19 protein-coding genes, 6 tRNA genes and 1 pseudogene are annotated in these 21,478 nt (G+C 35.8%); all 26 read left to right on the forward strand.

The window, feature by feature from the left end:
* The first annotated feature begins 146 nt into the window (after positions 1 to 146).
* The 26 genes and pseudogenes from rpsF (at position 147) to ACK4M9_RS14575 (ending at position 21,423) form a co-directional block, all read left to right on the forward strand.
* A complete protein-coding gene (rpsF, locus tag ACK4M9_RS14450) occupies positions 147 to 434 on the forward strand; it encodes a 30S ribosomal protein S6 (protein ID WP_261180264.1) in 288 nt (95 codons plus the stop codon).
* Between the two features lie 33 nt (positions 435 to 467).
* On the forward strand, positions 468 to 959 hold the full coding sequence (gene ssb / locus ACK4M9_RS14455; RefSeq protein ID WP_409851925.1) for a single-stranded DNA-binding protein: 492 nt from the start codon (positions 468 to 470) through the stop codon (positions 957 to 959).
* A gap of 97 nt (positions 960 to 1,056) precedes the next feature.
* Positions 1,057 to 1,296 (forward strand): 30S ribosomal protein S18, encoded by a 240-nt coding sequence (gene rpsR, locus ACK4M9_RS14460; RefSeq protein WP_238938037.1) that lies wholly within the window; start codon positions 1,057 to 1,059, stop codon positions 1,294 to 1,296.
* A gap of 327 nt (positions 1,297 to 1,623) precedes the next feature.
* Positions 1,624 to 2,280 (forward strand): potassium channel family protein, encoded by a 657-nt coding sequence (locus ACK4M9_RS14465; protein ID WP_409851928.1) that lies wholly within the window; start codon positions 1,624 to 1,626, stop codon positions 2,278 to 2,280.
* A 162-nt stretch (positions 2,281 to 2,442) separates the two neighbouring features.
* A complete protein-coding gene (locus ACK4M9_RS14470; RefSeq protein ID WP_409851930.1) occupies positions 2,443 to 3,375 on the forward strand; it encodes a YybS family protein in 933 nt (310 codons plus the stop codon).
* Positions 3,376 to 3,390: 15 nt separating this feature from the next.
* Positions 3,391 to 5,361: a DHH family phosphoesterase gene (locus tag ACK4M9_RS14475; RefSeq protein WP_409851932.1), complete on the forward strand. Its 1,971-nt coding sequence runs from the start codon at positions 3,391 to 3,393 to the stop codon at positions 5,359 to 5,361.
* Positions 5,358 to 5,801 (forward strand): 50S ribosomal protein L9, encoded by a 444-nt coding sequence (gene rplI, locus ACK4M9_RS14480; RefSeq protein WP_409851935.1) that lies wholly within the window; start codon positions 5,358 to 5,360, stop codon positions 5,799 to 5,801. Before ACK4M9_RS14475 ends, rplI begins: the two co-directional genes overlap by 4 nt.
* 101 nt (positions 5,802 to 5,902) lie before the next feature.
* A complete protein-coding gene (dnaB, locus tag ACK4M9_RS14485) occupies positions 5,903 to 7,264 on the forward strand; it encodes a replicative DNA helicase (RefSeq protein ID WP_409851938.1) in 1,362 nt (453 codons plus the stop codon).
* 234 nt (positions 7,265 to 7,498) lie between these two features.
* A pseudogene (gene queC, locus ACK4M9_RS14490) lies at positions 7,499 to 8,170 on the forward strand (7-cyano-7-deazaguanine synthase QueC); the annotation flags it as partial.
* On the forward strand, positions 8,163 to 8,651 hold the full coding sequence (gene queD / locus ACK4M9_RS14495; protein WP_409851941.1) for a 6-carboxytetrahydropterin synthase QueD: 489 nt from the start codon (positions 8,163 to 8,165) through the stop codon (positions 8,649 to 8,651). The pseudogene queC and the gene queD, both read left to right, overlap by 8 nt.
* The gene (gene queE / locus ACK4M9_RS14500; RefSeq protein WP_409851942.1) at positions 8,648 to 9,373 is read left to right on the forward strand and encodes a 7-carboxy-7-deazaguanine synthase QueE; all 726 of its coding nucleotides are present in this window, start codon (positions 8,648 to 8,650) and stop codon (positions 9,371 to 9,373) included. The genes queD and queE overlap by 4 nt, the downstream gene beginning before the upstream one ends.
* A 3-nt stretch (positions 9,374 to 9,376) precedes the next feature.
* Positions 9,377 to 9,868: a preQ(1) synthase gene (gene queF / locus ACK4M9_RS14505; protein ID WP_409851945.1), complete on the forward strand. Its 492-nt coding sequence runs from the start codon at positions 9,377 to 9,379 to the stop codon at positions 9,866 to 9,868.
* A gap of 377 nt (positions 9,869 to 10,245) precedes the next feature.
* Positions 10,246 to 11,532 carry an adenylosuccinate synthase gene (locus ACK4M9_RS14510; RefSeq protein ID WP_409851947.1) on the forward strand — a complete coding sequence of 429 codons (1,287 nt, stop codon included), beginning with the start codon at positions 10,246 to 10,248 and terminating at the stop codon, positions 11,530 to 11,532.
* Between the two features lie 215 nt (positions 11,533 to 11,747).
* Positions 11,748 to 11,823: transfer RNA gene (locus ACK4M9_RS14515), tRNA-Lys, on the forward strand.
* Between the two features lie 13 nt (positions 11,824 to 11,836).
* Positions 11,837 to 11,911: transfer RNA gene (locus tag ACK4M9_RS14520), tRNA-Glu, on the forward strand.
* Positions 11,912 to 12,071: 160 nt separating this feature from the next.
* Positions 12,072 to 12,148, forward strand: a tRNA-Met gene (locus tag ACK4M9_RS14525).
* 137 nt (positions 12,149 to 12,285) lie between these two features.
* Positions 12,286 to 12,361, forward strand: a tRNA-Asp gene (locus ACK4M9_RS14530).
* Between the two features lie 42 nt (positions 12,362 to 12,403).
* Positions 12,404 to 12,479, forward strand: a tRNA-Phe gene (locus ACK4M9_RS14535).
* 16 nt (positions 12,480 to 12,495) lie between these two features.
* Positions 12,496 to 12,568: transfer RNA gene (locus ACK4M9_RS14540), tRNA-Thr, on the forward strand.
* 207 nt (positions 12,569 to 12,775) lie between these two features.
* Positions 12,776 to 14,290: a peptidoglycan DD-metalloendopeptidase family protein gene (locus tag ACK4M9_RS14545; protein WP_409851950.1), complete on the forward strand. Its 1,515-nt coding sequence runs from the start codon at positions 12,776 to 12,778 to the stop codon at positions 14,288 to 14,290.
* A 194-nt stretch (positions 14,291 to 14,484) separates the two neighbouring features.
* Complete coding sequence (yycF, locus tag ACK4M9_RS14550; RefSeq protein ID WP_409851952.1) at positions 14,485 to 15,186, forward strand: response regulator YycF; 702 nt, start codon at positions 14,485 to 14,487, stop codon at positions 15,184 to 15,186.
* A gap of 5 nt (positions 15,187 to 15,191) precedes the next feature.
* Complete coding sequence (walK, locus tag ACK4M9_RS14555) at positions 15,192 to 17,021, forward strand: cell wall metabolism sensor histidine kinase WalK (protein ID WP_409852231.1); 1,830 nt, start codon at positions 15,192 to 15,194, stop codon at positions 17,019 to 17,021.
* The gene (locus ACK4M9_RS14560; protein ID WP_409851954.1) at positions 17,014 to 18,378 is read left to right on the forward strand and encodes a YycH family regulatory protein; all 1,365 of its coding nucleotides are present in this window, start codon (positions 17,014 to 17,016) and stop codon (positions 18,376 to 18,378) included. The genes walK and ACK4M9_RS14560 overlap by 8 nt, the downstream gene beginning before the upstream one ends.
* On the forward strand, positions 18,365 to 19,162 hold the full coding sequence (locus tag ACK4M9_RS14565) for a two-component system regulatory protein YycI (RefSeq protein WP_409851956.1): 798 nt from the start codon (positions 18,365 to 18,367) through the stop codon (positions 19,160 to 19,162). The genes ACK4M9_RS14560 and ACK4M9_RS14565 overlap by 14 nt, the downstream gene beginning before the upstream one ends.
* Before the next feature lie 13 nt (positions 19,163 to 19,175).
* Positions 19,176 to 19,970, forward strand: coding sequence for an MBL fold metallo-hydrolase (locus ACK4M9_RS14570; protein ID WP_409851958.1), 795 nt, complete (start codon positions 19,176 to 19,178; stop codon positions 19,968 to 19,970).
* A 235-nt stretch (positions 19,971 to 20,205) separates the two neighbouring features.
* Positions 20,206 to 21,423 carry a S1C family serine protease gene (locus ACK4M9_RS14575; RefSeq protein WP_409851960.1) on the forward strand — a complete coding sequence of 406 codons (1,218 nt, stop codon included), beginning with the start codon at positions 20,206 to 20,208 and terminating at the stop codon, positions 21,421 to 21,423.
* Positions 21,424 to 21,478: the final 55 nt, after the last annotated feature.

Consider the following 21,478-nt stretch of genomic DNA (forward strand, 5'->3'; position numbering starts at 1 on the left):
TGTTGCATAGAAAATAAGCTTGTTTTGAGGAAACGTTTCTGTTATAATCGATAAATGCGAGTAAATGACTTTTTAAAATTGTTATTATTCGCCCCTTGCTCCTCGATAGAAGAGGGGCCGTTAGACCAAAAGGAGGTGACGTACAAATGCGTAAATATGAAATCATGTACATTATTCGACCAAACCTAGAAGAGGCTGCAACGAAGGAATTAGTTGAACGTTTTAACAATGTTTTAACTGATAACGGAGCTACTCTTGATAAGGTTCAGGAAATGGGTAAGCGTCGTTTAGCTTATGAAATTGAAGACTTCCGTGAAGGCTTCTATGTATTACTAAACGTAACAGCTGAGCCAGCAGCAATCGCTGAATTCGATCGTTTGATTAAAATCAACGAAGATGTAATTCGTTTACTTATCACTAAAGACGAAGAATAAGAACTAGTAGATATATAATGGGGAGGGGTTCTGATGCTTAACCGTGTCGTTTTGGTAGGTCGCCTCACAAGAGATCCTGAACTTAAGTACACGCCGAATGGAATTGCTGTAGCAAGTATTACACTTGCTGTAAATAGACCATTCTCAAATCAACAAGGCAACCGAGAAGCAGACTTTATTAACGTAGTCATTTGGCGTAAACAGGCAGAAAATGTTGCAAATTACTTACGTAAAGGAAGCTTAGCTGGTATTGATGGTCGACTACAAACTCGTAACTATGAAAACAATGAAGGTAAGAAAGTTTTTATAACAGAAGTTGTAGCAGACAGTGTGCAATTTCTTGAATCTAAAGGCTCTAATAATCCTGGTGGAAATCAGGGTGGTGGAGACTATTATGGCTCTCCTAATCAAGGAGGAAATCCTAACAACCAGAATCAAGGCCGTAGTAATCAGTCATTTTCTGATGATCCTTTTGCTAGTGATGGCAAGCCAATTGACATCTCAGATGATGATTTACCATTCTAGATCTATTGGCTTTCTAAATTAAATTTTTATAGGGGAAACCCTTTTGGCAGATATAAAGCTAACATCATCTTTAACAAAGGAGGTTTTTTGAATGGCAATGGGAGGACGTCGTGGTGGCCGTGGTGCGAAACGCCGTAAAGTATGTTACTTTACTGTAAACAAAATCACGAAAATCGACTACAAAAACGTAGAATTACTTAAGCGTTTCGTTTCAGAGCGTGGTAAAATTTTACCTCGCCGTGTAACTGGAACGTCTGCTAAGTACCAACGTCAGTTAACAACTGCAATTAAGCGTGCACGTCAAATCGCTTTATTACCGTATGTTAGTGGCGAATAATTAATGTGAAAGGGGATGGCTTATAAGTCTATCTCCTTTTTTTATTTAAGAGAATTAAGAACGATGTTAATTTCTAATCTGAAAACTTAATTCGTTAAAGAGGGTTTCTAGTTGCTTGATTAAGCTTTATTATTAGAAAACACATTGTAGCGAAAAATTTGTTTAAACTATACATAGGAGTGAATTTCATAATTACCTTAATCGAGCTATTTCAAATTAAATGTAATTGCGAATGGCTTTAACGCAACTACATTTAGAACTTAGTAGCGAAAATAATCAATTATGAAATTCATTGATAGAACAAGTATTATAGTGAGGGGGGATAGTATGAGGAAACAATTTGCAGTAGTTGGCCTTGGTAGGTTCGGTGGAAGTGTGTGTAGGGAGCTTTATTCGATGGGACATGAGGTTTTAGCGATTGATGTTAACGAAGATCGAGTACATGACTTTGCAAACTATTCCACTCATGCTGTGGTCGCAAATGCTACAGATGAAAATACATTATTATCTTTAGGAATAAGAAACTTTGAGTATGTCATTGTTGCCATTGGTGATAATATACAGGCTAGTATCCTTTGTACGTTGCTATTAAAGGAATTAAATGTAAAGCACGTATGGGTAAAGGCTCAAAATCATTATCACCATAAAGTAGTTGAAAAAATTGGTGCTGACCGAATTATACATCCTGAAAAGGATATGGGTGTAAGAATTGCGCATTATTTAGTTTCAGAAAAAATAATTGACTACATCGAACTTTCTCCTGATTATAGTATCATGGAGCTTATTGCCTCAAACAAAGTTGCAAACAAAACCATTGCCCAACTAAATATACGTGCTAAGTTTGGTTGTACAATTTTAGGTATAAAAAGAGGCGAAGAAGTGATCGTTACCCCTTTCCCAGAGCAATTGATTTTGGAAAAAGATATCTTAATTTTAATTGGGCATAACAATGACTTGAAACGTTTTGAGGAAGAAGGCATTTAATTGCGTTAGTTAGGAGATTTTTCTTATACTATCAAAGAAGAGTTGAAGCATCTAAATGCAGAAAAAACCGATTAGAAAAGAATTAATAACTCTGATAGTATAAGAAAAGTTCGATTTTATTGCCCTTATAGTATTTGTATTTATGGAAATGAGGTAAGCAAAATGAAGAAAACAAAGGTTCTGACTGAAGGGGCAATTTTTGCAGCGATTTATGCAATAATGGCCTTTATGACTGTTATCATACCAATTTTAGCTACAGTATTACTATGGATCCTTCCATTACCTTTTATTATTTATACGGTTAGGAATGGCTGGAAGGCTGGTTTGATGCTATGGATTGTTGCCTCATTTGTATCCTTTATTATTGGCGGATTAGTTCTAATTTTTAGCGCAATTATCTTTGGAAGTACTGGAATTATGATTGGGCAGCTATATAGAAGTAAGAAGTCGGCATTTACAGTCCTATTTGGCGGAAGTATAGCGTCTATTGCTAATTTAATCTTATTTTTTATTCTAAGCATCGTTGTTTTAGATATTCACCCAATTGAAGGGATACAAGAGTTGATGAGAACTTCAGTTGAGACAGCGGAAGTTATACTTATTTCAATAGGGCAAGATGGTAAACAACTTGAGGAATTTTTAACTTTCATAGACCGTCTTATGGTTTTAGCTCCAGCGTTATTGATTTCAACAGGAATATTTTATGCTCTTTTTATACAATTAATAGCATATGCTGTTTTAAAGCGAATTGGTGAAAAAGTTGCTCGTTTTCAACCTTTTAGAGATTGGTCTTTCCCTAAGTCTTTTCTATGGTATTATTTAGTTGCATCTATTCTTATTTTAATAGGTTTAGATGAAGGAACAGCTCTTTATATGGTAATGTGGAACCTTTTTCCGCTTTTAGAAATTGCTATGACAGTTCAAGGATTAGCTGTTATTATGTTTTATTGCCACGCTAAGGGTCTAAATAAATCAATTCCAGTATTTATTATTATCGTTACATTTATTGCCCCATTTCTTCTTTATATCTATCGAATATTAGGTATAATTGATTTAGGGTTTGAACTTAGGAAAAGAATAAAAAACGTGGATTAATTAGGAGTTGAAATTATGCCAGAGTTCTTATTAAAACGGTGGCATGGATACCATATAATTGCTTTATTTGTTATGGCAGTTATTTTTGTTGTGATTTTAACTATATACGAATGGGTAATTGGCTTACTCGGTTTTTTAAGCTTAGCTATTCTACTTTTTTACACTATACAGGCAAAGAATTCCTTTAAAAAGGATTTAGAACAATATATATCGACACTGTCATATCGTGTAAATAAAGCTGGAGAAGAAGCAGTTTCCAAGCTTCCAATAGGAATGCTTCTTTATAATGAAGATAAGGTAATTCAATGGGCTAACCATATGGTGATGTCAATTATTGAAGCAGATTGTATTGGTGAACCGGTTTCTCAAATTGCTGATGAACTGGAGAACGCTCTTGGTAGTGACCAAAAAGAAATATCAATTCAAATTGGTGAGCATGTCTTCCAGGCTATCTTTAGACGAGAAGAAAGGCTAATTTATTTCTTCGACATTACTGAAGAAGTTAAAGTGAAAAAGCTGTACGAAAAGGAACAAACTGTTATTGCTATTATCTATTTAGACAATTATGATGAAGTTACTCAAGGAATGGAAGATCAGATTAGAAGTAAATTAATGAGCCAAGTCACATCATCTCTTAATAGCTGGTCTAAAGAACATGGGGTCTTTTTAAGAAGAACATCTTCAGATCGGTTTTTAGCCATTTTTCGACATGAGGTTTTAGAAAAACTTGAAGAAACGAAATTTGACTTACTTGATGAAGTTAGAGAAGCAACTGCTAGACAAAAAATCCCAATTACATTAAGTATTGGCGTTGGTAGTGGACAAGGAACGCTTCAAGAAATTGGCACTCTTGCTCAATCAAGTTTAGATTTAGCACTTGGTAGAGGTGGTGACCAAGTTGCAATTAAGCAAAAAAATGGGAAAGTTCGCTTTTATGGTGGGAAGTCTAATGCTGTAGAAAAAAGGACTAGAGTAAGGGCAAGAGTAATTTCTCATGCCATTCGGGACTTTATATTAGAAAGCGATCGTGTCATGATTATGGGACACGTTAGTCCAGACATGGATGCTATTGGTGCCTCAATTGGTGTATTAAAATTAGCTGAGTTAAATGGTAAAGAAGGTTATATTATATTAGATCGCAATAATATTAGTAGAGATGTTAGGAAACTAATGGAGGAAGTAGAAAAACATGACCGCTTATGGGCACATTTTATTACCCCTGAAGAAGCATTAGAAGAAGTAACACCTAATACACTTTTGGTTGTTGTTGATACCCATAAACCTTCTTTAGTCATTGAACCAAAATTATTAGATAAAATTGATCGTGTGATTGTTTTGGACCACCATCGTCGTGGTGAAGAGTTTATTGATGAAGCAGTACTTGTCTATATGGAGCCATATGCATCTTCAACTGCGGAGCTAGTAACAGAACTTCTAGAGTATCAACCTAAGCAAACAAAACTCGATTTACTTGAAGCAACTGCTTTGTTAGCAGGGATAATTGTCGATACGAAAAGCTTTGCTGTCCGTACAGGCTCACGAACCTTTGATGCTGCCTCTTATCTAAGGTCGCAAGGGGCCGATACTAGTTTAGTTCAAAACCTATTAAAGCAAGATTTAGAGCAATATATTAAACGATCACGCTTAATTGAGAGTGCTCATATATATCGAAATGGTGTAGCTATTGCCAAGGGAAATCCTAATGAAGTATGTAGCCAAGTACTTATCGCTCAGGCAGCTGATACTCTTCTTTCAATGAATGGTGTTGTCGCTTCTTTTGTTATCTCGAAACGAAAAGATGGCGCAATAAGTATTAGTGCGAGGTCACTAGGTGATGTGAATGTACAATTAATAATGGAAATGCTCGACGGTGGAGGGCATTTATCAAATGCTGCAACTCAGTTAGGTGATGTCACCTTAGATGAAGCTGAAACTTTATTAATGGAAAAAATAGATGAGTATATTGAAGGGGGAAAAGAGGAATGAAAGTAATTTTTCTTCAAGATGTTAAAGGTAAAGGGAAAAAGGGTGAAGTTAAAAATGTCTCAGAAGGGTATGCGAGAAATTTCTTACTTCCTAATAAGCTAGCTGCAGAAGCAAATGCAGGAAATTTAAAAACGTTAGAAGTGAAAAAGCAGGGTGAAGAAAAGCGGGCTGAAGAATTACTTAATGAAGCAAAAGCTTATAAGGAAGATTTGGAGAAATTAACGGTAGAAATTAAGGCTAAATCTGGAGAAGGTGGTCGTCTTTTTGGTGCCGTTACAAGTAAGCAAATCGCAGACACTTTAGGCGCAATGAAGAAAAAAGTAGACAAGCGTAAGATTGAATTGGACGAGCCTATTAGAGCATTAGGTTTCACCAATGTTCCAATAAAACTGCACCCAGAAGTGACCGCAACAATTAAGGTCCATGTTATTGAAGGGTAATCTAAAAATAAGAGTGATAACTTTAAGGGTTGTCACTTCGTTTTACTAAATAAATTATATATTCTAGGTCACTATTAATATAAAAGGTAGGTGAAACCATCATGAGTGAATTGTATGCTGATCGCACCCCACCACAAAATATTGAGGCGGAACAAGCGGTATTAGGAGCAATATTTCTTGAACCAGAGGCTCTTGTTACAGCGTCAGAAAGACTTGCATCGGAAGATTTTTATAGAGCGGCACATCAGCGAATTTACAGCGTGATGATCCATTTAGCCGAAAGAGGTAAACCTGTTGATTTAATTACAGTTACAGCTGAGTTACAGGATAAAAAATGGCTTGAGGAAATAGGTGGAGTTTCTTACTTAAGTGACTTAGCGAGTTCGGTTCCTACTGCTGCAAATGTTGAATACTATAGCAAAATTGTTGAAGAAAAGTCTTTGTTAAGAAGGTTAATCAGAGTAGCGACAAACATTGCTGCCGATGGTTATGCTGAAGAAGAAGAAGTAGATACAATTCTAAATGAAGCAGAGAAAACGATTTTAGAAGTTTCCAATAAAAAGAATGCAAGTGCCTTTGTATCGATAAAGGATGTTCTTGTTGAAGCATATGATAATATTGAAAAACTTCAAAATAGAACTGGAGATATTACAGGCATTCCAACAGGGTTTTCTGAACTAGATCGGATGACTGCAGGCTTTCAACGCAATGATTTAATCATTGTTGCTGCACGTCCATCTGTTGGTAAGACGGCTTTTGCCTTAAACATTGCTCAAAATGTAGCAACAAAAACAGATGAAAATGTGGCTATTTTTAGCCTAGAGATGGGTGCTTCCCAACTTGTTATGAGGATGATTTGTGCAGAAGGGAATCTTGACGCACAACGATTACGGACAGGGTCGCTTATAGAAGAGGATTGGACCAAGTTGACGATGGCAATGGGAAGCCTCTCAAAAGCAGGTATTTATATTGACGATACGCCCGGAATTCGTGTTAATGATATTCGTGCAAAGTGTCGAAGGTTGAGCCAGGAAAAGGGCTTAGGAATGATTTTGATAGACTATCTACAGCTAATTCGTGGTGATGGCAGAAGTGGTGAAAACCGTCAGCAGGAAGTTTCTGAGATTTCAAGATCTCTTAAGTCATTAGCGAGGGAGTTAGAAGTCCCTGTTATTGCTCTTTCTCAGCTTTCCCGTGGTGTAGAATCTCGTCAAGATAAGCGTCCAATGATGTCTGACATTCGTGAGTCAGGAAGTATTGAGCAGGATGCTGATATTGTTGCTTTCTTATATCGTGATGATTATTATGATAAAGAAAGTGAAAACAAAGATATTATTGAAATTATTATTGCAAAACAAAGGAATGGTCCTGTTGGAACGGTTGAGCTTGCCTTCGTAAAGGAGTACAATAAATTCGTAAATTTAGAACGCCGTTTTGATGAACCAGTAGGTGCAGGAGCATAACTTTAATATAGAAAAAGGAAAGCAATTGTTTTGCTAGTGCCCCATCAATTGAATGGAACAGCAACTTACCAATTCCCCTTTAGTGCTTATAGTACTGGAGGGGGATTATTGTATTAATTTGATCAAATATAGGGACTAACATATAATGAAATGTACATTAAGTGACAACAAAAGTTAGTAAGTCACAAGACTCGAGAGTTCGCGATCTCCTCTCGTTAAAAAAAACTAGGGAGTGTTAAAATGAAAAAAGCAGTGGTGGTGTTCAGTGGCGGTCAAGATTCAACGACTTGTCTTTTTTGGGCATTGAAAAACTTTGATGAAGTAGAAACAGTGACGTTTGACTATAATCAAAGGCACAAACAAGAAATAGAAGTAGCGAAGAAAATTGCTCATGATCAAGGTATCCAAAACACGGTCATAGATATGAGCCTTTTAAATCAACTTACCTCAAATGCATTAACAAGAAATGATATCGAAATAGAAGATGGAGGAGCTGGGAGTTTACCGACTACCTTTGTTGATGGTCGTAATCATCTCTTCTTATCTTTTGCAGCGATTATGGCAAAATCGAAAGGGATCAATCATCTAATTACAGGTGTGTGTGAGACAGATTTTTCAGGTTATCCAGATTGTCGTGATATGTTTGTTAAATCGCTAAATGTTACGTTAAATTTGGCAATGGATTATAACTTTGTTATCCATACTCCGTTAATGTGGATTGATAAAAAAGAAACGTGGGCTCTAGCAAATGAGCTTGGAGCATTTAAGTATATAAGAGAAAATACTCTTACTTGTTATAACGGCATAATTGGTGATGGTTGTGGAGAGTGTCCTGCTTGTAAACTTCGTAGTGAAGGGTTACAAAAATTCTTAAACGAACAAGAAGGAGGGAAACTCGATGTGTAGTAATGATGGTTTATTTGGTTTTCGTATCGTTGATAAGCTTCAGAAACTTGGTGAAGACATTCAAATTGAAGACCTAAAGTACCATAATAAACGTGTGTTAGTAAGCAAAGAGTTTACCTTTGATTCAGCTCACCATCTTCATCACTATGAAGGAAAGTGTAAAAATTTACACGGCCACACGTATAAAGTTATTTTTGGCATCAGTTCATTAACAGATGAGATTGGAATCGCTATTGATTTCGGTGATATAAAAAAGATCTGGAAGGAACAAATTGAAATATATTTGGATCATCGTTACTTAAATGAGACTTTACCGCCGATGAATACGACTGCAGAAAATATGGTTGTTTGGATCTATGAGAAAATGGCTGACTTTTTAAAGGAAAGTCAATTTAAGAGATTAAAACCGAGAGTCGAATTTGTTCGCCTTTTTGAAACTCCGACAAGTTATGCTGAAGCTAGAAGAGAGTGGATGGAATGAAAATACCTGTACTAGAAATCTTCGGCCCGACGATTCAAGGTGAAGGAGCAGTAATCGGAAAGAAAACAGTGTTTATCCGCACCGCAGGTTGTGATTTCCAATGTTCTTGGTGTGATTCTGCATTTACTTGGGATGGAACTGGTAAAGATGATATAAAAATGATGACAACTAATGAAATAATTGCTGAATTAAAAAAAATTGGATTAGAACGGTTTCAGCATGTAACCATTTCTGGAGGTAATCCTGCCTTATTGAAACAGCTTGATGGTCTAATTGAAAGTCTAAAAACTTTAAACCTAAACATTGGTCTTGAAACACAAGGAAGTGTTTGGCAAGACTGGATGGCGGCGATTGATGATTTAACAATTTCACCAAAGCCACCTAGTAGTGGCATGGAGACGGATTATAACCGTTTAACATTAATACTGGATAATTTAACCGAGAGTATTAACAAAGGTCGTGTCAGTTTAAAGGTTGTTATTTTCGATGAAAAAGATTTGCAATATGCAAAATTTGTTCATAGAAAGTACGCCAATATACCTTTTTACTTGTCAGTTGGTAACGAAAATTTAGCAATGCAAGATGAAGAAGAACTTGCTCAAAAATTATTAAAAAAGTTAAACTGGCTCGTAAATAAAGTTATTATAGATGAAGACTTCAACAACGTAAGAGTATTGCCACAACTACATGCCCTACTCTGGGGTAATAAAAAAGGAGTGTAGAAAGTGAGAAAAGATCATGAATTAGAAGGTGTATCGTTACTAGGTAATCAAAATGTAGAATACAAATTTGAATACGATAAATCGATCTTAGAATCGTTTGAAAATAAGCATATAGACAATGATTATTGGGTGAAGTTTAATTGTCCTGAATTCACTAGTCTTTGTCCTAAAACTGGTCAGCCTGATTTTGCAGCTATCTATATTTCATATATACCGAGTCAAAGAATGGTGGAAAGTAAATCGCTAAAGCTGTACTTGTTTAGTTTCCGTAATCAAGGCGACTTTCATGAGGATTGCATAAACATTATTATGAAAGACTTAATTGAATTAATGGACCCAAAATATATTGAAGTTTGGGGGAAATTTACACCGCGTGGTGGTATTTCCATTGATCCTTACGCAAACTACGGAAAAAAAGGCACGATCTTTGAAGAAATGGCAAAACACCGCATGTTTAATCATGACATGTATCCAGAGAAAATAGATAATCGTTAAATGTAAGAGGCTTTCCCAGAAGGGTCAGAGAAACTCGAAGTGCTACTATATAGAAGTGTATGTAGTAGACGAGGTGACTGATACTTGCTTTTGGAATAGCCTCTTTTTCATTATATTTTTTGTCAGATGACTTATGAGCAAGCTTTCTATACTTAAACTCGATACCAGCGTTCTAGATGGTGGCGTCAAATTTTTGCTTGGCCATAGACGTTTTTATATGAAAGTAGTTATCCGAACAAATAAATATTTAATATGAAAATTGTTCGGATTTCATTGACTTCAGCAGAGTAAATTGTTACACTAGCTTTGGTTTTGAATGAATAAAGTAGAACTAGTTAAAAATATATATGCATTGATTATTTTGGAGGTGTACATAAATGGCATCAGTTGTTGTTGTTGGAACGCAATGGGGAGACGAGGGAAAAGGAAAAATCACAGACTACCTGTCAGAAAAGGCGGAAGTTGTAGCAAGGTACCAAGGTGGGAATAATGCAGGCCATACAATTGTATTTGGCGGTAAAAAGTACAAATTACATTTAATTCCTTCTGGAATTTTCTATAAAGATAAAATTTGCGTCATTGGAAATGGTTTAGTGATAGATCCAAAAGCATTGGTTCAAGAGTTAAAATATCTACATGACCAAGACGTTGATACTAGTAATTTAAGAATTAGCAACCGTGCTCACGTTATTCTTCCGTATCATATTAAGCTTGATATCGTAGAAGAAGAGAGCAAGGGTGAGAATAAGATTGGAACAACGAAAAAAGGTATTGGTCCTGCTTACATGGATAAAGTAGCCCGTGTAGGAATTCGGATTGCTGATTTATTAGATAAAGAGGAATTCGAAATAAAGCTTGAGAGAAACTTGAAGGAAAAAAATCGTTTATTTGAAAAATACTACGAAGTAGATGGTTTTACAAAAGAAGAGATTTTTGAGGAATACTTTGAATATGGCCAACAAATTGCAAAATACGTTTGTGACACGTCAGTTGTCTTAAATGATGCTGCTGATGAAGGAAAACATATTTTATTCGAAGGCGCTCAAGGCGTTATGTTAGACATTGATCAGGGGACTTACCCATTCGTTACATCTTCTAACCCGATTGCAGGTGGAGTAACAATTGGTTCAGGAGTAGGCCCTTCTAAAATAAATCGCGTTGTAGGAGTATCAAAAGCGTACACAACTCGTGTTGGTGACGGTCCATTTCCAACTGAATTAAATAATGAAATTGGTAATCGTATTCGTGAAGTCGGGAATGAGTATGGTACAACCACTGGCCGCCCACGACGTGTAGGCTGGTTTGATAGTGTGGTTGTTCGTCATGCCCGAAGAGTAAGTGGGATTACTGATCTTTCCTTAAACTCGATAGACGTTTTAACAGGAATTGAGAAATTAAAAATCTGTGTTGCTTACGAGTATCGTGGTGAAGTAATTAAAGAATTCCCAGCAAGTCTCAAAATGTTAGCAGAGTGTAAACCAGTATATGAGGAGTTACCAGGGTGGGTTGAAGATATTACTGGCGTAAAATCTTTAGATGAGCTACCTGAAAATGCACGTAACTATGTAGAACGTATATCTCAACTTACAGAAATTCCATTAACAATTTTTTCTGTAGGACCAGATCGTAATCAAACGAACTTACTGAAGAGCGTATTTGCGTAACCTTAGCAGGGTGGCTATTTTAGCCACCCATTTTTAATATTAAGCTTTCGATATCCAACTATTTACTTTTAAAAACACTTGCTTTCCATGTAAAACTTCTGTAACATATGAAAAGTGGAAAAACACGTATTGAGGAATTATTTCAAAAAAGTTTTTTAAAAAACTATTGCATTAACTATTTTAATATGTTATTATTAATCTTGTCGTCACGAGATGAGCCATTAGCTCAGTTGGTAGAGCATCTGACTTTTAATCAGAGGGTCGAAGGTTCGAATCCTTCATGGCTCACCATTTTCATCTTAGTGGCCCGTTGGTCAAGCGGTTAAGACACCGCCCTTTCACGGCGGTAACACGGGTTCGAATCCCGTACGGGTCACCAATTATTTAGATCTATATTATCGCGGGGTGGAGCAACGAGCGTTACATCATTGAGTACGCAACGAGTTGTTTCGACGCATATGGCTTCGGAGAGTTACTGGCAGAGGAAGAAACAGTCTGTAATTTATAGGAGCAGGATTTAACAAATTTATATTAATTATCGCGGGGTGGAGCAGTCTGGCAGCTCGTCGGGCTCATAACCCGAAGGTCGCAGGTTCAAATCCTGCCCCCGCAACCAATCCGTAAACATCACTGAATATGCTTCTTAGTAGGATTTGCGACGAGGATACGACGTAAGGAGTGCCGCAGGAGCAGAAAAAACCAAGTGATTTTGAAATTCTAAGTTTTTCGTGAGATTTATTGTCTAATTAATACGGACCCGTGGTGTAGCGGTTAACATGCCTGCCTGTCACGCAGGAGATCGCCGGTTCGATCCCGGTCGGGTCCGCCATCTTTATTGATTCATTAGAAAATAGAAAATTTTATAATTGATGGCTCGGTAGCTCAGTCGGTAGAGCAGAGGACTGAAAATCCTCGTGTCGGCGGTTCGATTCCGTCCCGAGCCACCATTTCAAATTATTACATGCCGGCCTAGCTCAATTGGTAGAGCAACTGACTTGTAATCAGTAGGTTGGGGGTTCAAGTCCTCTGGCCGGCACTCTTATATATAACATTTTAAGTCTATCAATTACTTGATAGACTTTTATTTTTGTAAAATTATACCATAAATGATACATTTATATTACGTTTATCTAAATTTAAGACATATAATTACATCTTATGATAAAATACAAGAGGTTATACTTTCGATTCGATATTTTAATAGTTTATATTTTAGACCGTATAGTAGTGTAGGAGGAGAACCATGGAAAGTAATAATAACAGGTTAGATCAACTACAGGAAAAACTAAAAAGCATAACAGATAAGAGTTTAAATTCATTTAAGCAGATTTCAACTAAATATAAGAAAGCTTTAGTAACTAGTCTATGCATAGGAACTATATTAACAACTAGTGTACATACTGATAATGTAAAAGCAGAGGACACGTCTAAACTAAAAGTAGAGACTATTTATCATGTATATGTTGATGATAGTAGAGTTGGTTCGGTAGACAATAAAGAGCTTGTCGATAGCTTAATTGCTAAAAAAATTGAAGAATACAGTAAGAAGTTCTCTGATATAGAGCTTGTTGTAAATGAGGACATTAAGCTAATTCCTGAAGTTGTTTTTAAATCCAGAGCTAATAGTAGTGTAACACTTAGTGAACTAGAGAATAAAATTACAATTAAAGCCGAAGCCGTTGCCTTAAAGGTTGAAGGTAAAGAGGTTGCTTATTTACGTTCAGAAGAGGACCTTGAAACGGTAATAAAGGATTTAAAGTTACAGTATGTTTCGGAAGAAGAATTAGCTATTGTTATGAAAGCAAAAGAAGAAAATACTAAGGTTGCAGAGCCAAAAACTGGTGAAAGTGCAATTTTGGCCGTTGAGTTATCAAAGGAAATTGAGTTTGATAGAGTAACTATTAATCCAACTGAGATATTATCGATAGAGGATACGGTTAAGCAACTTAACCTAGGGACACTAGAAGATGACGTATATGTTGTTGAACCTGGAGATGTGTTGGGGACAATTGCACAAGCGCATGGACTTTCAGTCGAGGAAGTTATCGCACTAAATCCGGAAATTACCGAGAATTCGTTACTTCAAATTGGTGATGAATTAAATGTAACTATATATGAGCCAATCATAAAAGTTATTGTTGAAGAAGCATCTGTTGTAAGTGAAGAAGTCCCATTCCAAACAGAAACAAAAGAAGATTCAAGCATGTGGCGTGGTGACACAAAAATTGAGCAAACCGGCGAAAAGGGCGAAAGAATTGTAAGTTACCTTATTGCCCGGGAAAACGGAAGAACGATTAGTCGAAAAATTGTAAGTGAAGAAGTTACTAAGGAACCTAAAAATCATATTGTTGTAAAAGGTACAAAGGTGTCGCCTTCACGAGGAAGTGGAAAACTAGCATGGCCAGCTGTTGGTGGGTACATCTCAAGTTACCAAGGTACTCGTTGGGGCAGATTTCATAGAGGAATTGACATAGCTAGGCCAACAAATACAAACATTTTAGCTGCAGATAATGGTACAGTCTCATTTGCAGGCTGGGATGGCGGTTATGGTAATAAAGTTATTGTTAATCATAATAATGGTATGACCACCTTGTATGCTCACTTAGCATCAATCGATGTAAACGTAGGGGACTCAGTCGCTCAAGGACAAAAAATCGGTGTAATGGGTAAAACCGGAAATTCCACTGGAGTACATTTACACTTTGAAGTTTATCAAGATGGCGACTTGAAAAATCCGATGGATTATTTAAATAGATAATAATGATGTGTGAGGTCTGACTTACTGGGCAAAAGTATTGGTGAATATATCAATCCTTCTTTGCTAGGAAGTCAGGCCTTTTATTTTGTACCAACTTCTAAACGGAAAATTAAATTAATAGTATGATAAAATATATTAAGATGGTTAATTGGATTTAAATCTTTTTTACATTTAAGTAAGGGGTTGAAGAAGGAATGGAAAAGAAAATTTTAGTGGTTGATGATGAACAACCAATTGCAGATATATTAAAATTCAGTTTAGAAAAAGAAGGCTTTATCGTAGAATGTGCTCACGATGGCGAAGAAGCGATTAAAAAGGTAGTTGAATTAGTGCCGGACTTAATTTTGTTGGATATAATGCTACCTTTAAGAGATGGAATGGAAGTCTGTCGTGAAGTGAGAAAAAAATATGATATGCCTATTATTATGTTGACTGCAAAAGATTCTGAGATTGATAAGGTTTTGGGACTAGAATTAGGTGCTGATGATTATGTAACAAAGCCATTTAGTACAAGGGAGTTATTAGCTCGAGTCAAGGCTAATTTGAGGCGTCATCAGCAAAAGAATGAAGAAGTTATTCCAGATAAAAAGGATTTATATATTGGTGCGCTTGTAATTCAGCCTGATGCCTATTTAGTGACAAAACGAGGCGAAGCTATAGAGCTTACACACCGAGAATTTGAACTGATTTATTATTTAGCAAAACATTTAGGTCAGGTAATGACAAGGGAACACTTACTTCAAGCTGTTTGGGGTTATGACTATTTTGGCGATGTTCGAACTGTTGATGTAACGGTGAGACGGTTAAGAGAAAAAGTTGAAGATAATCCTAGTCATCCAAATTGGATTATAACAAGAAGAGGCGTAGGGTATTATTTAAAGAATTATGAGGAGTAACTATGATGGATAAAGTCGGTTTTTTTAAATCGATACATGTAAAAATAGTAATTATTTATGTATTACTAATTTTAATTGCGATGCAAGTAATAGGTGTTTATTTTACTAAACAGCTTGAAGATCAACTTGTTGACAACTTTTTTGAAATGCTTGATGAAAGAGCCAATTTACTTGCTTATAATGTCGAGCAGGAAATGAAAAAAAATCGTGATCAAACAACATCTTCGTTAAGGGGAGATATTGATAATCTCCTCCGTGAATTTTTTTCTATTGATAATGCGGAAGTACAAGTAGTAGACAAAAACAAGGTCGTTTTAAGTGTATCTAATTTCCAAAAACGACATGTAATTGGGCAAAGGACAACAGAAGTACGTGTAAAAAGGGCACTGCTTGGTTCTGATGATGAAGACATCCTTCGTGATCCTACTACAGGACATCGAATGAGAATATTGGCTGTTCCTGTTAAATCTGATAATGAAACATTGGGTGCTATTTATATTGAGGCCTCAATGGAGGAAATATATGAGCAGATGAGGCAGATCAACCAAATTTTAATGACGGGGACAATTATTTCCTTGTCAATAACAGCTGCTTTAGGAATTTTTCTTGCAAGAACAATCACAAGACCAATCCTTGATATGCGTAGGCAGGCACAAGTACTAGGTAAAGGTGATTTTTCAAGAAAAGTCCATGTATATGGAAGAGATGAAATCGGTCAGTTAGCAATTACTTTTAATGAATTAACAAATAAACTTAAAGATGCTAATGCGACTACGGAAGCAGAAAAGCGCAAATTAACATCTGTTCTCTCTCATATGACTGACGGTGTTATAGCTACTGATAAAGAAGGGCAAATAATTTTAATTAATAAAAAGGGAGAGTTACTTCTCAATGTTATTCAAGAAGATATCATTGGCACTTCAATAGTAGATCTGCTTAACCTCTCTGGAACATTTGAACTAGAAGATCTAATTAAAAACTCAGATTCTTTACTGTTAGACTTTGGAGATCATGATAGGGAATTCTTGTTAGAAGCTAGCTTTTCCGTTATTCAAAAGGACGAGGGTGATTTCAATGGCCTTATAACTGTCCTTCATGATGTTACTGAGCAAGAAAAAGTTGAACAAGAACGTCGAGAATTTGTAGCAAATGTTTCTCACGAACTTAGAACACCACTTACTTCAATGAAAAGTTATTTGGAGGCACTTGAAGATGGGGCATTAAATGATCCAACAATTGCGCCTAAATTTTTAAACGTAGCGCAAACAGAAACGGAACGAATGATTAGGCTTGTTAATGATTTATTGCAATTATCCAAGATGGATAGTAAAGATTATCGTCTAAACATCAATACAATTGATGTAACATCATTATTAAATAGTATCATTGATCGTTATGAGCTAGTGTCTGATAGTGAAAGAATCACGTTCAAACGGAATATTGCTGTAGAACAAGTTACATTTGCAGCTATCGACCGAGACAAGCTAATTCAAGTTCTCGATAATATTATCTCAAATGCCGTTAAGTATTCGCCAGAAGGTGGGAAGATTTCAGTTTCTTTAACAGAAAACGAGAAAGATTTGAGTATAAGCGTTAGTGATGAAGGAGTTGGGATTCCTAAGGAGAGCTTACCATTTGTGTTTGATCGTTTTTATCGTGTTGATAAGGCTCGTTCAAGAAAGTTAGGTGGAACTGGTCTTGGGTTAGCAATAGCGAAGCAGATTATTCTCGCGCACGGTGGTAGCATTTCGATTGATAGCGAATGGAATATTGGAACTACTATCACGTTAACATTACCTTATTCTGACGACAAGGTGGTGGAATACAATGATTGAGCATATAAAGACGACCACGCTATGGTTTTTAATTTTACTAAGTATATTTCTGACTTTTCAAATATGGACCTTCCAACCGAACTATGCTACTTTGAAAAGCACTGAGTACATTGCAAATGCTCATATTGGCGATGAAAAGAAGTTACAGGAAGTAATTAGACCAAAACATATTGTTATCAATCAGGAGGACCTCGTTTTTTCGCCTATCAATAATAAGGCTTTTCTAGAACAATTTTATGAAAAATATTTAGGTTTTTCATTAGAAAGGTTTACACTTACTCCCAATCTAAGGACGTTTAATCGTAACATAAAGGAGTATAAAATAGAATTTGTTTTTCCGACAAGTATACCAGTTGAAGCATTAAAAGACATTTTTCAAATAAGTAGCAGTGATCAATTTTTTATTAGTAATATAGACCGAATTATTTTTTATGTAGTAAAAGAACAAGAACAAGAACAAGTTCATGTGAAGTTAATTTCTGATGAAGCAAAACTAGTTGTCGATGGTCAAACAAATATATCATTGAGCCAATTTAAGGAAGATTTTAATACTATTAATCTTGAAAATTTTTATGAAGTTTTCCCTTATGATATAACCCATTACGGAAATGGGTTTAAAAAGACAGTTTATTTGCCGGTTGAAGCACATTTCCTAGATAGTGTAACTTATTTAGCGAAACCAATTTCAACCGAATTATTTAAACAACTGTTATTTAGTGATCCAAATTTCGTTAAACAATACGTACAATCGAATGGTGAAGAATCTTTTACTGATGGAAATCGAATGGTAAATATTCTACACAGTGGCAACGTTTTAAAGTATATTAACCCTACATTTGGTGATATGATTGAACGTACGGGGAAGCATGTATTATTTAGTGCCTTTGATTTTCTAAACGCTCATGGTGGATTAACAAATTCATTCTACTTTGATTCGAAAAAGTCATTAGGAACTACAGATGAAGTTACCTTTCGCCTATCAATTGATGATATCCCAGTTTACAGAGCTAATCTTTCCGATGTTAATAATTTATTTGAAATTACCTTACAACGGGGAGTGGGACATCAGATTGAACAATACGTTCGACCACTTTTCTTTGTTGAGGAAGAACCAATTAATATAACTAAATCGACTAAGTTACCATCTGGTAAACTATTAATTGAAGCGTTAAATGCTAGGGAGAACTTAGATCCGTATTTATTAACTGATATAACCTATGGGTATTTCATGATAAAACGCCAGTCATTTGTGCTCTTTGAACCTCGCTGGTTCATTGAATATGATGGGGCTTGGGAATTTGTTCATGTTGTAGATGATGAAGGTGATAGTGAGGCGATCAATAGTGGATTGGAGTAGAGCAAAATCAATTTTCATTATTACATTTTTATTACTTAACCTTTTTCTTGGCTATCAACTAAATGAGAAAAGGGATGCTAGTAACATAAGTGTGCTATTAGAGGCAACCTTACATGAAAGACTTTCTGAAATGAATATAGCCATTGCTGTCGAACTTATCGAGGAGCAGATTACTGGGACATATATAAGTGGCTCTAGTGACCTTTCTCTTGAAACAACTATTGATAGTGAGAACCCTACCCAACAATTAGTAGAAGCTGGAGATGAGTTTGTAACGGTAGAACTAAAAGAACCATTTCCACTAATTTATAATGAACACAATAGTATTTCAGTACAAGCACAGGAATTTATTCGCCAACAAATTGTAAATGGTGATGAATATCGCTTTAGTCATTTCGATGAAGAGTTAAAACAAATTTATTTTTATCAAACTTACGAAGGAAAAAAGGTTGATAATTATGAAAGTGGTCGCTTCCCACTTTTACTGCAGTTAGATAAAAAATCGCAAGTTATCTCTTATGAACAAAATTATTTAACAATCCAACCAATCCATCCACAAGGTAAAGAACAAGAGGTTATCACAAGTATTAAAGCGATTGAGAAACTATTTAATGAACAACTAATACCACCAGATAGCGAAATTAACAAGGTTGAACTTAGTTATTTTAGTTTCTTTAATCCACTTGGAGAAGTACAAGTATTTGCTCCGATGTGGAATATCGGAGTAAATGAACAGGTTTATTATGTAAATGCCATTGATGGGGCGATTCAAAATATACAATAATGGAGAGAAAAAAATGAACTTAAAATTCAGTGTTTTAGCAAGTGGTAGCTCTGGGAATGCCATTTATGTAGCTACTGAGAAACAACGAATTTTAGTAGATGCAGGCTTAAGTGGAAAGGCAATGGACGAGCTTTTTAAAAAAATTGATTGCTGTCCTAGCGACTTAGATGCAATACTTGTGACTCATGAGCATAGTGACCACATTAAGGGAGTAGGAATATTAGCTAGAAAGTACAATATTCCAATTTTCGCAAATGAAAAAACGTGGCATGCTATGGATACCGCATTGGGAAATATCCCTTTAGAGCAAAAGTTTATCTTTAATATGGAGGAAACAAAAGTTTTCGGCGACATCGATATTGAATCCTTCGGAGTTTCACATGATGCAGCAGAACCAATGTTTTATGTCTTTCATCATGAAGGTAAAAAACTATCAGTTATTACCGATACAGGTTATGTTAGTGATCGGATGAAGGGTACGATTAGAGAATCGGATGTTTATATCTTTGAATCAAACCATGATATGAACATGCTAAGAATGGGTAAATATCCATGGAGTGTAAAACGGCGAATCTTAAGTGATGTTGGACATGTTTCGAATGAAGATGCTGGACTTGCTTTAGCAGAAGTAATTGGAACAAAACCGACTCGGGTTTATTTAGCGCATTTAAGTAAAGATAATAATATGAAGGATCTTGCCCATCTAACGGTTAAACAAACTTTAGCGGAACAAGGCTTTGAAGTTGGAGATGATTTAAAGTTATATGATACCGATCCTGCCAAACCTACGGAATTATTAACAGTTTAAAAGATTAATATATTGGAAATAACTGACCAAGAAAAAATAAATGAAAATACTGGATTTTTTCGTTAAATTTGATAAATTATATATGATTGAATGAATTTCATAATTACCTTAATCGAGCTATATCAATCTAAATGTAGTTCGAATGGTTTCTACGCAACTACATTTAGACCTTAGTAGCGGAAATAATGATTTATGAAATTCATTATATATGAATAAATTTAAGGAGGGTATTTTTTTGGGATACTACGATGAGCATTATCAAACAGAAACAAGAAAAGAGAAAAATACTGTTAAAAGCATTGGAGCAGCTTTCTTAACTTCCGTTGTCGGAGGATTGCTTGTCATCCTATCAGTTCCATTTCTCTCCAATGCCGGTTTACTTCCATATGAAGTTGTTCCGAAAGGGCAAAGCTCTGAAACTATACCTACTGAAAGTGAGCCTGTATCTTCTCAGGTTGGTAGTACAATAAATGTAACGGTAAATTCAGATGTTATCAATGCTGTAGAACGTGTATCTGATGCTGTAGTAGGGGTTATTAATATTCAACAATCTAATTTCTGGACAGCGACACAAGGTGAAGGAACAGGTTCTGGTGTAATTTATAAAAAAACAAATGATCATGCTTATATAGTTACTAATCATCACGTTATTGAAGGTGCCAATCAAATTGAAGTATCTTTAAGTGATGGTTCAAGAGTTCCAGCTGAATTACTTGGAACTGATATTATTACCGATTTAGCTGTCTTGAAAATATCTGCAAAAGGTATTAATGTCGTTGCTGAATTTGGCAATTCAGAGTTACTTCGTGTCGGTGAACCAGCAATTGCAATTGGAAATCCATTAGGATTACAATTTTCTAGAACCGTTACACAAGGAATTATTAGTGCAACAGAAAGAAGTGTGCCAGTCGATTTAAATAAAGACGGTCGTGTTGATTGGGAAGCAGAAGTATTACAAACTGATGCTGCAATTAATCCCGGAAACAGTGGAGGAGCACTCATTAACATTCAAGGTCAAGTCATTGGAATTAACTCGATGAAAATTGCTGGCTCTGTTGAGGGTATTGGCTTTTCAATCCCTAGTGCTATTGCCATTCCAGTTATAAACGACTTAGAGACCTATGGCGAGGTTCAGCGTCCGCAAATGGGTGTTGTCATTCGATCATTATCTGAAATTCCAAGCTTTCACTGGAAAGAAACATTTAATCTTCCTGATGAAGTAAAAAAGGGAGTTATTTTAGAGCGTGTTGAGCCAATGTCTCCAGCAGATCGAGCAGGGTTACAACAATATGATGTCATTGTAGCTTTAGATGGCACGGAAATTCAAGACACTCATGACCTTCGTAAGCATCTTTACACAAAAAAGAAGATCGGTGATGAGTTGGAAGTAACATTCTACCGTGATGGTAAAAAAGAAACGACAACAATTACATTAGTAAAGCAAACTTTATAAACTGAGAGGCTGCAAAAGGGGAAGCCCTAATTTGTAGCCTTTTGTTTTAGAATGA

The sequence above is a fragment of the Anaerobacillus sp. genome (assembly GCF_046314235.1).
Taxonomy (GTDB): domain Bacteria; phylum Bacillota; class Bacilli; order Bacillales; family Anaerobacillaceae; genus Anaerobacillus.

Bases quoted from the DNA above. Each gene is read 5' to 3' on its own strand.
- ACK4M9_RS14465 (WP_409851928.1), top strand. From the start codon at position 1,624: ATGAGGAAACAATTTGCAGTAGTTGGCCTTGGTAGGTTCGGTGGAAGT.
- ACK4M9_RS14475 (WP_409851932.1), top strand. From the start codon at position 3,391: ATGCCAGAGTTCTTATTAAAACGGTGGCATGGATACCATATAATTGCT.
- ACK4M9_RS14545 (WP_409851950.1), top strand. From the start codon at position 12,776: ATGGAAAGTAATAATAACAGGTTAGATCAACTACAGGAAAAACTAAAA.
- walK (WP_409852231.1), top strand. From the start codon at position 15,192: ATGGATAAAGTCGGTTTTTTTAAATCGATACATGTAAAAATAGTAATT.
- ssb (WP_409851925.1), top strand. From the start codon at position 468: ATGCTTAACCGTGTCGTTTTGGTAGGTCGCCTCACAAGAGATCCTGAA.
- ACK4M9_RS14510 (WP_409851947.1), top strand. From the start codon at position 10,246: ATGGCATCAGTTGTTGTTGTTGGAACGCAATGGGGAGACGAGGGAAAA.
- ACK4M9_RS14570 (WP_409851958.1), top strand. From the start codon at position 19,176: ATGAACTTAAAATTCAGTGTTTTAGCAAGTGGTAGCTCTGGGAATGCC.
- queE (WP_409851942.1), top strand. From the start codon at position 8,648: ATGAAAATACCTGTACTAGAAATCTTCGGCCCGACGATTCAAGGTGAA.
- yycF (WP_409851952.1), top strand. From the start codon at position 14,485: ATGGAAAAGAAAATTTTAGTGGTTGATGATGAACAACCAATTGCAGAT.
- queD (WP_409851941.1), top strand. From the start codon at position 8,163: ATGTGTAGTAATGATGGTTTATTTGGTTTTCGTATCGTTGATAAGCTT.
- rpsF (WP_261180264.1), top strand. From the start codon at position 147: ATGCGTAAATATGAAATCATGTACATTATTCGACCAAACCTAGAAGAG.
- ACK4M9_RS14470 (WP_409851930.1), top strand. From the start codon at position 2,443: ATGAAGAAAACAAAGGTTCTGACTGAAGGGGCAATTTTTGCAGCGATT.
- rpsR (WP_238938037.1), top strand. From the start codon at position 1,057: ATGGGAGGACGTCGTGGTGGCCGTGGTGCGAAACGCCGTAAAGTATGT.
- ACK4M9_RS14560 (WP_409851954.1), top strand. From the start codon at position 17,014: ATGATTGAGCATATAAAGACGACCACGCTATGGTTTTTAATTTTACTA.
- dnaB (WP_409851938.1), top strand. From the start codon at position 5,903: ATGAGTGAATTGTATGCTGATCGCACCCCACCACAAAATATTGAGGCG.
- rplI (WP_409851935.1), top strand. From the start codon at position 5,358: ATGAAAGTAATTTTTCTTCAAGATGTTAAAGGTAAAGGGAAAAAGGGT.